We start from the raw sequence: 16,821 nt of genomic DNA, 5'->3' as shown, positions 1-16,821 counted from the left end.
CAATTTGTTCAAGCATTCTATGACACCCTAATTATGGTAGTTTTCTCCTTAATTTTAGGTTCATTAATCGGAATTCCACTTGGTATTTGCTTAGTTACAACAAGACCTTATGGACTATTAGAAAATCGTCGAGTGTTTCGTATTATCAACCCGATTATTAATATAGTTCGCTCATTGCCTTTTATTATTTTATTAGTTGCTATCCAACCTTTAACAAAGGTCATTGTAAATAGCTCTATTGGCACTATAGCAGCGATTGTTCCGTTAACATTTTATGTTGCTCCTTACATTGCTAGATTAGTTGAAAATTCATTACTTGACGTGAATAGTGGTATTATTGAAGCGGCTCAATCAATGGGAGCGACGCCAATACAAATTATTTGGTATTTTATGTTACCAGAGGCATTTAGCTCTTTAATTTTAACGCTTACAACTGCTACTATAGGTTTAATTGGTGCTACAGCGATGGCTGGTGCTATTGGTGCTGGCGGTATTGGCGATTTAGCTGTGTCATACGGTTATCAACGTTTTGATAATACTGTTACTTATATCTGCGTGGTGATATTAGTTATTGCTATACAATTTATTCAAAGCACTGGTAATTATTTAGCTCGTAAAGCACGGCATGAATAAAACACATAATCACTTTTAGTTATGCATGATCAGTAAAAAATGGGGGGAGCTAAAATATAACTTTCCCCATTTATTATTTAGAAAAATAGCCTTAATTATCTTTTATCTCTCTAATAAGATATTTTACGTAAAACCTCTGTTTGTCTATAAAAATCAGCCATCGAGTATAAAAACTATTTATTGAGCAGTTATACACAAATAGGCAACACGTTTAATTGATTTCTTTATTTACAAATATCAAGTAAAATAAGCAAAATTTTGCCATTCTAGAAATCTAGGAAATCAATGTGACAAACGCATTACAACAAAATTTGGTTGAAATTCACGATATGTCTTTTTATCGTGGAACAAGGCCTATTTATAAAAATATGAGTTTGAATGTCCCTAAAGGAAAAGTGACAGCAATCATGGGACCTTCAGGAATTGGTAAAACCACACTACTAAGGCTCATTGGTGGTCAATTAAAACCGCAGTCAGGAAAAATTTTATTCGATGGTGAAGACATTCCAAGCATGTCTCGCTCCCGACTTTATGAAGTACGCAAACGCATTAGCATGTTATTCCAATCGGGAGCTTTATTTACCGATTTAACTGTGTTTGATAATGTTGCTTACCCACTACGTGAGCACTTCAAATTACCTGAACCTATATTGCATAATTTAGTCTTAATGAAATTACAAGCTGTTGGTTTACGTGGTGCAGCTCAAATGATGCCATCGGAACTATCTGGTGGTATGGCAAGGCGAGCAGCATTAGCTAGAGCCATTGCGCTTGATCCCGATTTAATTATGTTTGATGAACCTTTTGCTGGGCAAGATCCTATATCCATGGGTGTTATTGTTAAACTGATATCTGAAATAAACCAATCATTAGGATTAACCTGTATCGTTGTTAGCCATGACGTGACCGAAGTGCTTAGTATTGCAGATTATGCTTACATTGTAGCCGAACAACATATTATTGCAGGTGGTACATCACAACAATTACGTGATAATGATGATTTACGAGTAAAACAATTCCTTGACGGGTTGGCTGATGGTCCAGTACCTTTTCATTATCCTGCTGAAGATTACAAATTAGACCTAAGCAGAGGTACAAAATAATGTTAAATATACTGGCAAAATTAGGACAATGGTTTATTGATATCATTGCGATGATTGGTCGTTCTGGTGTGATGCTCTTTAGGGCATTAATTGGTAAGCCACAATTTAATAAACAATTCCCATTACTAATTAAGCAATTTTATTTTGTTGGAGTACAATCACTCACTATTATTATTGTTTCTGGTCTTTTTATTGGCATGGTTTTGGCCTTGCAAGGTTATTTTATTCTGACCACTTTTGGTGCTGAAGCCAGCCTTGGAATGATGGTAGCCCTTGCCCTACTTCGTGAGTTAGGTCCTGTTGTTGCTGGTTTGCTGTTTGCAGGCCGTGCTGGCTCTGCATTAACGGCTGAAATCGGCTTAATGAAAGCAACTGAGCAGCTATCAAGTATGGAAATGATGGCAATTGATCCATTACGACGTATTATTGCACCTCGTTTTTGGGCTGGTTTTTTCAGTATGCCATTTTTAACTGCAATTTTTGTTACCGTTGGTATTTTAGGTGGTGTTATTGTAGGTGTTGATTGGAAAGGTATTGATGCAGGCTTTTTTTGGTCATCTATTCAAAGTAATGTTGATTGGTGGCATGATCTAGGTAACTGTTTTGTAAAAAGCTTTGCATTTGCCATTGCCAGCACTTGGATTGCACTTTTCAATGGTTATGATTGTGTACCAACATCAGAAGGAATTAGTCGAGCAACAACAAGCACTGTTGTTTATTCATCATTAGTAATTTTGGGGTTAGATTTTATTTTAACCGCATTAATGTTTAGTCATTGAGGTCATTAAACATGAGTCGTAAAGTTGAAATCACAGTAGGATTATTTATGGTACTGGTCATTTGCTCGGTACTTTTTTTATGTTTCCGTGTAACGGATCCAACATCATTTGCTAGTCATAATTCATATCGAGTTTATGCTGTATTTGATAATATTGGCGGATTAAAAGCACGTTCTCCAATCAAAATCGGTGGCGTTGTGATTGGTCGAGTCAGTAATATAACACTAAAATCATCAGATCTTGATGTATATAAACCCTATGTAACAATAGATATTGATGCACAATACAATCAAATTCCAGTTTCAAGTTCGCTTTCAATTAAAACATCAGGTTTATTAGGTGAACAATTTATTGATATTAACTTTGGACTTGATAAAAGTACTGAATTAGAACTTGATTCATTGGATAGCGAAGGTACAAGCAACAATTTGCCAACAAATAATCATGAACCAGCTTATTTTCATGATGGTTTTGTAATATACAACACTAAACCAGCAATGGTTATTGAAGACTTAATTGGTCAATTCCTTTATAGTACTGGAGGTTCGACCGATAAAGATAAGAAACAAGATACACAAGATATAAATGAAAATTAAGGAGTTTTGTTACTATGTTAACCAAATTTAAACACACTATTTTTTTTGCATTAGCTTTAATATTTAGTGCTAATGCGTTTGCTGAAAATGATCCTTATAAAGAGATGGAAGTGTCTGCTAATAAGATTTTCAGCACCATGAATGCACAATCTGCGACATTAAAATCAAACCCAAACAAACTAAAAGAGATCGTAAGAACAGAATTATTACCTTATGTACAAGTAAAGTATGCTGGCGCATTAATTTTAGGTAATTATTATAAAAGTGCTACAGATGCGCAACGTAAAGCTTATTTCGCTGCTTTTGAAAACTATTTAGTACAAACTTTTGCTCAAGCATTATCTATGTATAATGGCCAAACTTATCAGGTTGAATCGCCAAAAGATTTAACAGGGAAAACGCTTATCTCTATTCGTGTTTTATTAAACCAACCTAATAAAAACCAACAACCATTACGTATTGATTTCCAATGGCGTAAAAACTCTGTCACTGGCGAATGGAAAGCTTATGATTTAGTTGCAGAAGGCGTCAGCATGATCACCACCAAGCAAAATGAATGGTCAACAATTTTACGCCAAGATGGTATTGACGCATTAACTAAACAATTAACTGATCTTTCAAATCGCAATATTGACCCAAACGCTAAACCCAAAGGCTAGCCATAATGTCGCAAATAAAAACAGAAAAACAACAAGAAATATTGTCTTTACAGGGTGAACTTGATGTTCACTCTTTAAATGATTTGTGGTCAACACAAAATACTATTTTAAATGGTGTAAAATGCATTGATGTTGCGCAACTTACTCGGGTTGATTCTTCAGGGCTCGCAACTTTAATTTATTTTTGCAATAAATATCATGTAAAGCTCAAAGGTATTAATCCTCAGCTACAAACATTAATTACATTGTATGATCTACAACCTGTAATTAATATTTAAAAAATGTTAAGTTTTATACTGAAACACATAGTTACCTGAAACTTTTTAACAAAAAATATCCCCCATAATTTACATTAATGATGAGTATGAATAATGGATAAACAAGAAATTATAGACAAATTAAAAAATTCGCTTGAACTTGATGATGTACATGTCCTAACCGATGATGGAAGCCATTTCCAAGTTATTGCTGTAGGAGAATTATTTGCCGATTTAAATCGAGTGAAAAAACAACAAGCAATCTATGCCCCTTTGGCTGAATTTATTAATGATAACCGTATTCATGCGCTTTCTATAAAGACTTATACCCCCACTGAATGGCAACGTGAACGCAAACTTATGGGGTTATAACCATTTCTTAGCATGATAATCCCTTGAATTAATTGTTTTCGCCACCATATTATGTTGTATCAATAGACAACACCATTTGTATAAAGGTATCGCTACATGACTAATCCATTATTAACAGATGCACCATTACCCCTTTTTTCACAAATTAAACCCGAACATGTTTTGCCTGCTATACAAGAAACTTTAAAAAACTGCAGAAATACCATTGAAGCAGTATTAAAGCAAAATAGCCAATATACTTGGGATAACTTAATTCAACCAATTGATGAAGCAGACGAAAAATTTGGACGAGCTTGGTCTCCAGTTAGTCATCTTAACTCAGTTAAAAATAGCCCTGAATTACGTGAAGCTTATGAAGCTTGTCTGCCATTACTATCTGAATATAGTACATGGGTTGGGCAACATAAACCTTTATATCAAGCTTATAAGCAACTCAAAGAAAGCGAACAATATGCTACTTTAACCAAAGCACAGAAAAAAGTGGTTGATAATGCACTACGTGATTTTGAATTATCTGGAATTGGCTTACCCGATGACAAACAGAAACGTTATGGTGAAATTGTCGCAAAATTATCAGAATTATCCTCAAAATATAGTAACAATGTGCTCGATGCCACCATGGGATGGTCAAAATTAATTACCGATATCAAAGAACTATCTGGCATGCCTGAAAGTGCGCTTTCTGCCGCAAAAGAACAGGCTAAATTAAAAGATAAAGAGGGTTGGTTACTAACCTTAGATATACCAAGTTATCTTCCCGTCATGACCTACTGTGATAATCGTGATTTACGATTTGAACTTTACCAAGCCTATAATACTCGTGCGTCAGATCAAGGACCAAACGCAGGTAAGTGGGATAACACTGAAATTATCAAACAAATCTTAACGCTTCGTAATGAGCTTGCACTATTACTAGGCTTCGATAATTATGCTAATAAATCACTAGCAACAAAAATGGCAAGCTCAACCGCTCAAGTCATTGAGTTTTTAAACAATTTAGCAACTAAGGCTAAACCTCAAGGTGAAAAAGAGTTAGCAGATCTTAAACGTTATGCTTATGAGTTTTTTGGCGCAAGTGACATCAAACCATGGGATATAGCTTATTATAGTGAAAAGCAAAAACAGCATTTGTACGCTATCAACGATGAAGAATTGCGCCCTTATTTCCCTCAACAACGAGTTATTAATGGTTTATTTGAAGTAGTGCATCGCATTTTTGGTATTACAGCCAAAGAGCGACAAGGCGTTGAAGTTTGGGATCCTGAAGTTAAATTTTATGATCTCTTTGCCGCAAATGGTGAGTTAAAAGGTAGTTTCTATCTTGATTTATATGCACGTGAACATAAGCGTGGCGGCGCTTGGATGGATGATTGTATTGGTCGTATGCGTTTTGCTGATGGTCATGTACAAAAACCCGTTGCCTATTTAACTTGTAACTTCAATCGCCCTGTTGGTGATAAACCAGCACTATTTACACACGACGAAGTCACAACCCTTTTCCATGAATTTGGTCATGGTTTACACCACATGTTAACCGAAATTGATACTTCATCAGTTTCTGGTATTAATGGGGTGCCATGGGATGCTGTTGAATTACCAAGTCAATTTTTAGAAAACTGGTGTTGGCAGCCTGAAGCGCTTGCATTCATATCTGGGCATTATCAAACTGGTGAACCGTTACCAACTGATATGTTAGAAAAGATGCTAGATGCTAAAAACTATCAAGCAGCACTATTTATTTTACGCCAATTGGAATTTGGTCTTTTTGACTTTAAATTACATACACAAAAAGATCCTGATATTTTAAATACATTGGCTGAAATAAGAAAGCAAGTTGCCGTTGTTCCTACCGTTGAATGGGGAAGATTTCCACACGCATTTAGCCATATCTTTGCTGGTGGTTATGCTGCAGGTTATTATAGCTATTTATGGGCAGAAGTATTATCCGCTGATGCATTTTCACGTTTTGAAGAAGAAGGTATTTTCAACGCTAAAACAGGCAATGCATTTCTTGATAACATCTTGTCACAGGGTGGTAGCGATGAGCCTATGACATTATTTAAAAACTTCCGAGGCCGCGAACCTCAACTTGAAGCATTACTTCGTCATTATGGTATCCACTAATTCTAACTTTGCTCAGCTAAAATTATTAGCTGAGCAGTGGTTATCCACACATGCTGATCTTCCATTCGCTCTTGTTACCCAAAACAATCAACTTGAGTTACAAAAAACTGACGAACCAAAACTAGGGGCAATATGCGTAAACTTTGTTTCTGGAACAATGGCTCATCGTCGCCAATTTGGTGGTGGACGTGGCGAAGCGATTGCTAAAGCAGTAGGTATCAAAGGCGAGTATTTACCTACAGTTCTTGATACCACAGCAGGGCTTGGTCGAGATGCATTTGTTTTAGCATCAATCGGTTGCCATGTCACTATGTTTGAAAGGCATCCTGTTGTTGCTGCATTGCTAGAAGATGGCTTGCAGCGTGCCTACCAAGATCCCAAAATCGGTAGTTGGCTTGAGCAACATTTACGTTTAATTTATCATTCAAGCATTGAGGGATTGAGCACTTACCCTGAAAAACCTGATGTTATTTATCTCGATCCAATGTTTCCACATCGACAAAAAAGTGCGCTTGTCAAAAAAGAGATGCGCATTTTTCAACAATTAGTGGGCAGTGATAATGATGCAGATAGCTTATTAGAACCAGCAAGAAAATTAGCAAAAAAACGGATCGTAGTGAAAAGACCCGATTATGCACCGTTTTTAGCCAATCAAAAACCGACGGCCGAAATTAAAACTAAAAATCACCGTTTTGATATATATACACCTCTAGAGTAATACAAGGATATTGTTTAAATTATGCGATTAGATAAATTTCTCGCTCATCACTTAGGCGCTAGCCGCACTATTGTAACCAAAGAACTCAAAGCTAAAAAAGTGACTGTCGATGGTGAAATTATAAAATCAGGTGCTTACCAGTTATTACCCAAGCAAGTGGTTGAGTATGATGGTTATGAAATCATACCCGTAACCAATAATCGTTACTTTATGCTTAATAAACCTCAAGGTTATGTCTGTTCGACTGATGATCCTGACCACCCTACTATACTTTATTTTATTGATGAACCAATGCCTGAAAAATTGCATGCAGCAGGTAGACTTGATCTTGATACTACAGGACTTGTTCTACTTACTGACGATGGTAAGTGGTCACACCGTATTACATCACCCAAACATCATTGCGAAAAAGTCTATGCCGTCACGGTTGAACAGCCATTATATATTGAACTGATTGATATATTTAAAAATGGTATCCAATTAAAAAATGAGAAATCACTTACCAAACCAGCGAAATTAAATATTATTGATGACTTTCACGCTGAATTAACTATTAGTGAAGGACGATATCATCAAGTTAAACGCATGTTTGCAGCAGTCAATAACCATGTTGTTGAATTGCATCGCAAACAAATAGGTAAGGTAATTCTTGATATACCTGAAGGTGAATATCGACCACTTTCACAAGATGAAATCGACTCGTTTAATTGACACATATAATTTACATTAATCTTAATAGCAACTTTCCATTTAGATAAATGAATATTTTTTAAATAATTTTATCTCATTTATATGACATATTTTTAGGTGCATTTTAAAAAATTTGAAGGAAGTATGACGTGCCAACTCAAGATTGTTTAAGTGATATTAAAATTTCCAAACAAGCGCTTATTTTTATCCTTGGATTACTTTCTATGTTGATGCCTTTATCCATAGATATGTATTTACCTAGTATGCCAACGATTGCACGCGACTTTAATGTAACCGATGGCACGGTACAGCTAACAATTAGTTGCTATTTATTAGGATTTTCTGTTGGACAACTTTTATTTGGACCACTCACAGATAGTTATGGGCGTCGTAATGTTCTCATTTTGGGTCTAATTATTTTTATAGTTGCGGCGTTAAGCTGTGGTATTGCCAACAATATTAATCAATTAATTACAGCTCGCTTTTTCCATGGCATTGCGGCAGCGGCTACAGCAATAGTCATTAATGCGTTAATGAAAGATATTTATCGTGATCGTGACGAATTTTCTAAAATGATGTCGTTTGTCATGCTGATATCCAACGTAGCACCATTACTCGCACCAATTATTGGTGGATTTATTTTATATTGGTTTAATTGGCAAGCCAATTTCTACACTATCAGCCTAATTGCTTTGACTTGCTTTGGTCTAGTGATCGCATTTATTCCTGAAGCATTAGCAAAAACAAAACGCAATAAATTTAGTTTAATTCGTATTTTAAGTAATTTTATTACACTGTTCAGGCATCGCCAAGTATTAACTTATATGATGTTAGGTGCATTTTCTGGAGCTGGATTATTTTCATTTTTAAGCTTAGGACCTTTTGTATATATGAATCTACACGGTGTTGCATCAACTAATTTTGGCTACTACTTTGCATTCAATATAATAGTTATGGTGTTTATGAATACATTAAATAGCCGTTTTGTTAAACATGTTGGCTCGATTAAAATGATGCAGTTCGGTCTTTTGGTCCAATTTGTTATGGCAATAGGCCTTACCATCGTAACATTATTTAATCTCGGATTTGCCTATCTTGTTATTTGCATTGCAGGATATATTGGTTGTATGTCAACCATTGGTGGAAATAGTATGGCAATTGTTTTAGACTTTTATCCCTATATTGCAGGTACAGCCTCATCTCTTGCCGGTACAATTCGTTTTGCAATCGCTGGAGCAATAGGCATATTATTATCATTATTGGTATCAACGCCAACTGCGCAATCCATAACGATCAATAATACAACAGAGTGGCTAATGGTTGGCTCTATGGTGTTATGTAATTTTATTTCTGTGAGCTTATTTTTGAGTGTCAAAAATAATAAAAGGTAATAATTATGATCTATCAACTAGGTGATTTACATCCACAAATTCATCAAAATTGTTTTATCGCAAAATCTGCTGATATCATTGGTGATGTCGTTTTACAAGAGGGTGTTTCTATTTGGTTCAACGCTGTTTTACGCGGTGATATTGCTCCCATACATATTGGTAAAAATAGCAATGTGCAAGATAACACTACCATCCATATTGAAACAGATATCCCTTGCATTATTGGCGAGAATGTCACTATTGGGCATAATGTTATCCTACATAGTTGCACCATTGAAGATAATGTATTAATTGGTATGGGTAGTACTATATTAAACAATGCCAAAATTGCAAAAAATTGCCTTGTTGGCGCCAACTCGTTAGTAACACATACCATACCTTATGAAGAAGGTTGTTTAATTATGGGATCACCCGCAAAAATTATCCGCAAATTAACTAAAGCTGAAATTACAGCAAATATCACTAATGCACAACGATATGTACAAAATGGTATAAGATTTAAAACTAGCCTACTTCCTGTTGCATAATAACCCAACAATAAATTGCGTTTTAAACGGTATTGGCTCTGTGAGCAAGCACAATTTATGATAAAATGCCAGCTATTTTAATAGCAATAATTTTTAGGTACTTGTTTGAAAAAGCCCAAAATTACAAAAAAACAGATCATCGCTCAATTGATCCTACTAACAATAATAGGTTTATCTGTTTGTTTATTTCTATCGCAGTTCAGTTACGATCCATCCGATCCAGGTTGGTCTCGTACAGCTTGGCACTATCCTATTAGTAATTTTGGCGGTTATATTGGCGCATACATCTGTGACGTTCTGTTTCAATTTTTAGGCTTTATTGCTTATAGCCTACCTTTTATCGCTATTTTTATTTGTTTACAGTCAATCGTTTATTTTTATAAACATGCTAATGATCCTATAAACTACTTTAGTCTTTCATTTCGGATTATTGGTGTGTTAGCATTTATATTTAGTGCTACAGGATTTTTTACTTTAAATATTGCTGATTCTGAACAATTTGAAGCGGGCGGTTATTTAGGTGCGATAGTCATCGAAAGCCTTTTACCAATTATAGATAGCATTACTTTATCCTTAATTCTTCTTGGAACTTGCTTGGCCTGTGTCACATTATTAACTGGATTATCATGGTTAAATCTAATTGAAAAATTAGGTGCTTTTGTCATGATTTTACTACTACCGATTAGATGGTTAATTAAGCCTCGCACAGCTAATAAACTTAAACAACCAGATCCACTAAACGAAAAACCAATAGCACAGACTAATGAGGAAATAAAAGATCCTCAATTTACAATACCTTTTGATACAAAACTAGATAAAAAATCAGATGATGATACCAATATCATTCCAACATCAAATACTATCTTTAGTGTTGAAACAACTCAAAATCAGACTGCAAATACCATCATATCGTCTGACGATAAAACAATCTCAATAAAAACAACCGATGAATTAATCAAATCATCCCACAAAGATACTCAAGTACCACAGTCAACAACAGTGCCTCTAACAAGTGATAATCCACAAAATAAAGAGCTCGATCCTAACGAGATTTTATCTCGCCTTGAATCAATTATTCAAAACATGAATGGAAACAAAGCTACTCCAGAGCAAGAGCAAACCTTGTCTTCATCAATAGAACAAATAAAACAGGTAATACAAACACAAAAATCAGAAGAAAAACTACCATTCGATGAACCAGAAAAATACACAATTTCAGATGCACCAAGTAAACCACTGTTTACATCAGTACACAACGAACCCAAAATTAATTTTACTAATGAACAAACACCGTTTGAATCATCCATCAACTTTTCAGCTATAGAAACAACTGAAACCAAACAACCATTTATTCAAGAACCACAGGTTATTACAAGTACAAAAGACACTGCATCTATAGAAGTTACACAAAACATAACAGATACAAAGACTGAAACTGAAATAAAAGAAGTGAAAACAGACGTAGAGCAACTAGAATATGTTGACACTGAAGCTCTAAAAAAAGCAAATCCAATTATTGATGATATCTATCCTGAAGAAGATCGTGTTGAAGATATTCAACATAATCATTTCAATGAAAATGACGAAGATAGCTTAATTCATCCGTTATTAAGACGTAATGATAAACCGTTACCTAAACCGACTACGCCACTACCGTCACTGAACTTATTAACTGCGCCACCAACAGCTCGAATCGAAGTCGATCATGGTGCCTTAAACGCAATGTCGGAACTGATTGAAAAAAGTTTATCGGATTATCGAGTTAAGGCAAAAGTGGTTGATTATTTACCGGGACCGGTGATTACTCGATTTGAAATTGAACTTGCACCGGGTATCAAAGCGGCACGAATTTCAACGCTAGATCGTGACTTAGCACGATCATTATCAATGCCATCGGTTCGTGTAGTTGAAGTTATTCCGGGAAAACCTTATGTAGGTATTGAATTGCCCAATAAAAATCGTCAAACAGTCTATTTTAGAGAAGTCTTAGACAGCCCTCAATTTAAAGATGCTCAATCGCCGTTAACTGTCGTATTAGGAAAAGATATCGCTGGGCAATCAGTGGTTGCTGATCTTGCTAAAATGCCTCATTTACTTGTTGCTGGTACTACTGGCTCGGGTAAATCAGTTGGTGTTAATGCGATGATTTTAAGCATTTTATATAAATCGCAACCTGAAGATGTCAGGTTTATTATGATTGACCCCAAAATGCTAGAGTTATCTATTTATGAAGGAATACCACATTTATTAACACAAGTGGTTACTGATATGAAAGATGCCGCTAATGCATTAAATTGGTGTGTTAACGAAATGGAACGACGCTATCGTCTAATGTCAGCATTAGGTGTGCGTAATATTGCTGGTTATAACGAAAAAATAAAACTAGCAGAACAAATGGGCAGACCAATTCCCGATCCACTTTGGAAACCAACTGATAGTATGGATCTTAATATGCCAACACTCGAAAAATTACCCTATATTGTGGTCATGGTCGATGAGTTTGCTGATTTGATTATGGCTGTCGGTAAAAAAGTCGAAGAACTAATTGCACGGCTTGCTCAAAAAGCGCGAGCAGCAGGTATTCATCTAGTCTTAGCCACACAACGTCCATCGGTGGATGTCATTACAGGCTTAATCAAAGCGAATATACCAACTCGTATCGCTTTTACAGTATCAAGCAAAATTGATTCTCGCACTATTTTAGATCAAATGGGAGCAGAATCATTACTTGGTATGGGAGATATGCTTTATTTAGCCCCTAATAGCTCCATTCCAATTCGTGTTCACGGTGCATTTGTGCGTGATGAAGAAGTGCACGCCGTTGTGCAAGATTGGAAAGCACGTGGCACACCAAAATACGTTGAAAATGTCACAGTTGCGACCGATGATAGCGAAAATGGCAATTCCAACTCGTCAGATGAAGAACTCGATCCATTATTTGACCAAGTTGTTGCTTTTGTCATAGAAACACGAAGAGCTTCTATCTCTAGCGTACAACGAAAATTTAGAATTGGCTACAACCGAGCAGCCCGAATTGTCGAACAAATGGAAGTAGAAGGCATTATTAGCGCCCCAAGCCATAATGGAAATCGGGAAGTACTAGCTGTATCAACACATAACGATTATTAGTTTTATCACACACCAATCCATTTAAAAGAGTGGCTTGGTGTTTACATCATAGCATCATGCAAATTAATTAAATCGAATCCCTATAGGTAACCAATAGTAATGAGTGATTATTCTCAGCAAGTAGCATTATTAGAATTACAACTCAATAATGACCCTAACCGATGTTTACCTGCGCAATTAGCAACTAAAGCATTAATCAAAGAAATTTGCTTATCACCAAAACCCGGATTAGTTGATATGAATAATAGTGGAGCACATCGTGATATGGATTTCCAAACCTTTTTTCAAAGTATTAGTGCTATTTGTGTCTGGTTTGAACGTTTCTACCAATATGGTAGAATATCAGCTTTGCATAAAAATCAACTTTTTTTAGCTGGCATTAGACCAATTGGTATTAATTGCGAACAAGCGATGTTTAAAGCCACCAATCAAGTTAATACTCATAAAGGCGGGATATTTGCCTTTGGTTTGCTGCTCGGCGCTATTGGCAAGTTAGAGCAATTAAACTTACCAATCAATATACAAAGCATTTGTAACGAAGTTTCATCCATTTGCCAAGGCATTGTTCAAAGCGAGCTAAAACAAAATAATCTAACAAATTCTGTTGGTGAAAAGCTATTTAAACTCCATAACCTTACAGGAGCAAGAGGAGAAGCAGAATCAGGTTATGCAACAGTTAGAAATATCTCACTGCCTATCTTTCAACAAATGCAAAAGAACGGCTATGATGAAGAAACTTGCTTATTACAAGCGATGTTACATTTACTTGCTTTTAATCAAGACACTAATGTAGTTTCACGAGGTGGACTTGATGGCTTGACCTTTGTCCAAGAACAATCGAAAAAACTCATCAAACAAGGTGGCGTAATCAATCCAAAAGTACGAGAAAATTTATATCATCTTGACAGTGAATTAATAAAACGTAATTTAAGCCCTGGTGGATCGGCGGATTTAATTGCGATTACTTGGTTTTTGTCTCAATATAATGGATAAAACAAGACAATAAAAAGATAAGATTTATTGATATAAAAAGTAATTAAAAATAACAGAATTTAATATTTAACACTATTCTCCAATTAATTTTGGGGCTTTAATATCGGCCCCAATTAATATAACCAAAGATGAGTAATAATTATTGATTAATAAAATAACTCACCTTATGTGCTTCAGTCGGTAATGGAACTTCCCATTTATTTAATAACCGCTGAATTGCTTTATTTGGCAACGTAGTATCTCGTGCTGAATTACGGCGATACAACTCTTTTTCTGGTTGTTCAAGATAGACAATTTCCACATTCGCATGATAAGCATAAAGCAAATCGAGTGCTTTTTGACGCATTTCTTGCGATAAGTGGGTCGCATTCCAAATAAAAGGTTGTTTTGTTCTTAACCACTGTTTAACCTTTGCTAACACAAACTGAATAACCAGCCCTTCGTTTTCACCGTGCTTTAGTTTTAGCTCAGATCTAGCATCATCATAAGAAGCAACATCCCATGTTGGATAATGTTTACTCACCCAACTATTTTTACCCGATGCAGGTAAACCAGCTAGCATAATCACCTTAGATCCTTCTTGAGGATATAATGCATAATCTGGTAATACATTACTACCTCGAAAATATTGGATACGAGTATAATCATCAACAAATTGACGAGGGTGATATAAACACCCTTCTTCAAGTGCCAATTGCCTAAAGAGTTCAACTTCATCAAGCGCTCGGCGTTTATCAGCACAAATACGACCTTCCATATCTGCTTTAGCTTGCAAACACAACATCCAAATAGGCAATTGCCACGATAAGCGGTGAATTAAATATTCGGGTGATTTATTTCTTTCCTCATCACTTAAAGCAAAAAAAGGCACTTGATGTACACTAATAATTCGGCAGATTTGTTCCCGCAAATCAAATGGCACCCCCATTCGCCATAATAATATACGACTACGGATCTCGCCTTTTTTGGAATGCCTTGGTTGTGTAATTTTACCTGTCAACTCATCTATAACGGTGGTTTCTGGCTTAGCGATATCATGTAATAAAGCAGTCATAAATAATACAAACTGCTCATCTTCTGTTGCATTGGTAAACTCTTCTTGCGTTAATAATGCACGCACAACCATTTGCGTATGAACCCAAACGTTCCCCTCTCCATGATGCGAGGGATCTTGTGGCGTTATTATCAAACTATTCAATTCAGGAATACAGGTTAACCATGGGCTAAAATCATCTGTTGCCAACGTACTTGCTATTTGTTGTTTTAGTACTTGGTAATTCATAATTTACCCCCTTTTAGGCATCCATTATTCCAATTTACTGTTAATTGAGGTGTATATAACTCAACACCTTGAGCCAACTGGTTTGGAATAAAAGGCTGTTCACTATGGTGTTGCCCTGCATCTAAAATCGCCTGAACAAAATCCTGCCTAACCCATTTTAAGCGATCAATGGTTTGTTCTTCCGATTCGATTTTAAGATATAACCCTTCCATCAAGTCAGAGTTATCGCATTGTTGCCAAGCTTTGCTTAAGTCTAGCTTTTCACGCATCACGATTTGTTCAAAGCAAGTACGCCAATTAGCGGTTTTAGCCAAAGATGGTTTGACTAACGCCAATAAATCGCTCAATTTAGAAGGTGCAATCCCTGCAAACAACACAGGCACCGATAAAACAGGACCACCAGCTAATAATTGATGTCGCTTTAGGGTAGATAAAAAACAGTTTTGTTGTCTATCCCAAATATCAAACTCACAAAAATAGTGCGGTAAAGCATCATAAAAAATAGCATGTTTTTTGTGTAACCATTCACCATAAAGAATATAGCGATCTTCTAAACGCTCAAGTAACCAATATTCATGCACGCAAGCCCAGTGCTTTAAAAGGTTAAATTGGCGTTCTCGTGAACCACCTATTAAGTAATGTCCTCGAGATTGAAGCAACAGCTCACCACTAGCTGAAAAACTAATAGCACAGTTTGCTCCATCAAGTTTTTCTTCAATAACAATATATTGACCAGCTAATTGCTTATAAGGACGTTGTCCATGTTCACTATCACCAAACTGTAAGCGTGAGCTTTCTAGGTGCAGTGTTCGTGGATATTTAATTAATTCTAAATTTTGAATATAAGATTCCATTGTCATAATGTTTTCTCCAAAAAATAAGGGAAAACCGACAAGGCAAAAATCTATAGATTGAATTGCAACGAAGGGGCTTAGATAATACTAAGCAAAAGACAATATGATAGAAGATACCAAGTCGGCATTAAGATAAAGTGTTAACTACAGGCATTTTGCCACCTCGTTATAATAAAAAATTCAGGTTAAAAAAACGGCGCCATTATCAACAATTGCTCATGCTTTGTCAAGTTTTATTATAATAAATAATTGGTTAGGGTAATAACTAATTATAAATTAATTGTTTTTATAAAAACACAAACAAAATCAATACTCTAATCAACTATTTTTGCAACACCCCTTTACCAGTTCAGGGCTCATTCTAATGCTAGATTAATGACTATATTCACCTTTAAGTGTGGTGAAAAATTGGAATGTTTTTCTATAAAACAGCTTAGATATTCAATCCTGGATTCAAACATGAAGTGCAATTTTAAACACGGTGGAGTGAAGAAAGTAGAAAGGTGATTTATACTAGCACCTTCGCACCACCACAGTTTGGAGATTGCTATGTATTATAATCACCTTTCTAGGAAGGAAAGATACCAAATTTTCGTATTATTACAAGCCGGAAAGAATAAAAAAGAGATAGCCCAGCTACTCAATAGACATCCTTCGACAATAAGTCGAGAGATAAAAAGAAACTCAAAACCTAATCAAGCCTATCAAGCACAT

The 16,821-nt window shown here is 35.7% G+C and carries 17 protein-coding genes; 15 read left to right on the top strand and 2 right to left on the bottom strand.

Annotation, left to right across the window (positions count from 1 at the left end; translation table 11 throughout):
- Positions 1-33: 33 nt before the first annotated feature.
- The 14 genes from A9G37_RS01395 (at position 34) to citG (ending at position 13,971) form a co-directional block, all read left to right on the top strand.
- Entirely contained in the window at positions 34-633 is a 600-nt protein-coding gene (locus tag A9G37_RS01395; RefSeq protein WP_370738298.1) for a methionine ABC transporter permease, read from the top strand.
- A 287-nt stretch (positions 634-920) separates the two neighbouring features.
- Complete coding sequence (gene mlaF, locus A9G37_RS01390) at positions 921-1,736, top strand: phospholipid ABC transporter ATP-binding protein MlaF (RefSeq protein WP_218056394.1); 816 nt, start codon at positions 921-923, stop codon at positions 1,734-1,736.
- Positions 1,736-2,515, top strand: a complete 780-nt coding sequence (gene mlaE, locus A9G37_RS01385) for a lipid asymmetry maintenance ABC transporter permease subunit MlaE (RefSeq protein WP_141671003.1) — start codon at positions 1,736-1,738, stop codon at positions 2,513-2,515. Before mlaF ends, mlaE begins: the two co-directional genes overlap by 1 nt.
- A gap of 11 nt (positions 2,516-2,526) precedes the next feature.
- Entirely contained in the window at positions 2,527-3,111 is a 585-nt protein-coding gene (gene mlaD / locus A9G37_RS01380; RefSeq protein ID WP_034911480.1) for an outer membrane lipid asymmetry maintenance protein MlaD, read from the top strand.
- Positions 3,112-3,125: 14 nt separating this feature from the next.
- Positions 3,126-3,770 carry a phospholipid-binding protein MlaC gene (mlaC, locus tag A9G37_RS01375; protein ID WP_034911477.1) on the top strand — a complete coding sequence of 215 codons (645 nt, stop codon included), beginning with the start codon at positions 3,126-3,128 and terminating at the stop codon, positions 3,768-3,770.
- A gap of 5 nt (positions 3,771-3,775) precedes the next feature.
- Positions 3,776-4,048 carry an STAS domain-containing protein gene (locus tag A9G37_RS01370; protein ID WP_034911474.1) on the top strand — a complete coding sequence of 91 codons (273 nt, stop codon included), beginning with the start codon at positions 3,776-3,778 and terminating at the stop codon, positions 4,046-4,048.
- A 93-nt stretch (positions 4,049-4,141) separates the two neighbouring features.
- Positions 4,142-4,399, top strand: coding sequence for a BolA family protein (locus tag A9G37_RS01365; protein WP_034911469.1), 258 nt, complete (start codon positions 4,142-4,144; stop codon positions 4,397-4,399).
- A gap of 96 nt (positions 4,400-4,495) precedes the next feature.
- Positions 4,496-6,523 (top strand): oligopeptidase A, encoded by a 2,028-nt coding sequence (gene prlC, locus A9G37_RS01360; protein ID WP_034911466.1) that lies wholly within the window; start codon positions 4,496-4,498, stop codon positions 6,521-6,523.
- Positions 6,510-7,241, top strand: coding sequence for a class I SAM-dependent methyltransferase (locus A9G37_RS01355; protein WP_034911462.1), 732 nt, complete (start codon positions 6,510-6,512; stop codon positions 7,239-7,241). Before prlC ends, A9G37_RS01355 begins: the two co-directional genes overlap by 14 nt.
- 21 nt (positions 7,242-7,262) lie before the next feature.
- Positions 7,263-7,952 (top strand): 16S rRNA pseudouridine(516) synthase RsuA, encoded by a 690-nt coding sequence (gene rsuA / locus A9G37_RS01350; RefSeq protein ID WP_034911459.1) that lies wholly within the window; start codon positions 7,263-7,265, stop codon positions 7,950-7,952.
- Between the two features lie 128 nt (positions 7,953-8,080).
- Positions 8,081-9,322 (top strand): Bcr/CflA family multidrug efflux MFS transporter, encoded by a 1,242-nt coding sequence (locus A9G37_RS01345; RefSeq protein WP_065574394.1) that lies wholly within the window; start codon positions 8,081-8,083, stop codon positions 9,320-9,322.
- Positions 9,323-9,327: 5 nt separating this feature from the next.
- Positions 9,328-9,849 (top strand): gamma carbonic anhydrase family protein, encoded by a 522-nt coding sequence (locus A9G37_RS01340; RefSeq protein WP_034911455.1) that lies wholly within the window; start codon positions 9,328-9,330, stop codon positions 9,847-9,849.
- 105 nt (positions 9,850-9,954) lie between these two features.
- The gene (locus tag A9G37_RS13400; RefSeq protein ID WP_034911452.1) at positions 9,955-12,978 is read left to right on the top strand and encodes a DNA translocase FtsK 4TM domain-containing protein; all 3,024 of its coding nucleotides are present in this window, start codon (positions 9,955-9,957) and stop codon (positions 12,976-12,978) included.
- Positions 12,979-13,077: 99 nt separating this feature from the next.
- A complete protein-coding gene (gene citG / locus A9G37_RS01330; protein WP_065574393.1) occupies positions 13,078-13,971 on the top strand; it encodes a triphosphoribosyl-dephospho-CoA synthase CitG in 894 nt (297 codons plus the stop codon).
- Between the two features lie 139 nt (positions 13,972-14,110).
- Here the strand turns inward: citG and A9G37_RS01325 are convergent, their stop codons facing one another.
- Together A9G37_RS01325 and A9G37_RS01320 are read right to left on the bottom strand one after the other, a co-directional pair.
- Complete coding sequence (locus A9G37_RS01325; protein ID WP_034911448.1) at positions 14,111-15,253, bottom strand: AAA family ATPase; 1,143 nt, start codon at positions 15,251-15,253, stop codon at positions 14,111-14,113.
- Entirely contained in the window at positions 15,250-16,113 is an 864-nt protein-coding gene (locus tag A9G37_RS01320; protein ID WP_176701840.1) for an RNA ligase family protein, read from the bottom strand. Before A9G37_RS01320 ends, A9G37_RS01325 begins: the two co-directional genes overlap by 4 nt.
- 543 nt (positions 16,114-16,656) lie before the next feature.
- Between A9G37_RS01320 and A9G37_RS13395 the strand changes: the two genes are divergently transcribed.
- The coding region (locus A9G37_RS13395) for a helix-turn-helix domain-containing protein (RefSeq protein WP_141671002.1) at positions 16,657-16,821 on the top strand (165 nt) is incomplete at its 3' end.

This window comes from Gilliamella sp. GillExp13, assembly GCF_001690815.1.
GTDB classification, from domain to species: Bacteria; Pseudomonadota; Gammaproteobacteria; order Enterobacterales; family Orbaceae; genus Gilliamella; species Gilliamella bombi.
The sequence above is the reverse complement of the archived record's forward strand: the minus strand, read 5'-3'. Positions and strand labels throughout refer to the sequence as shown.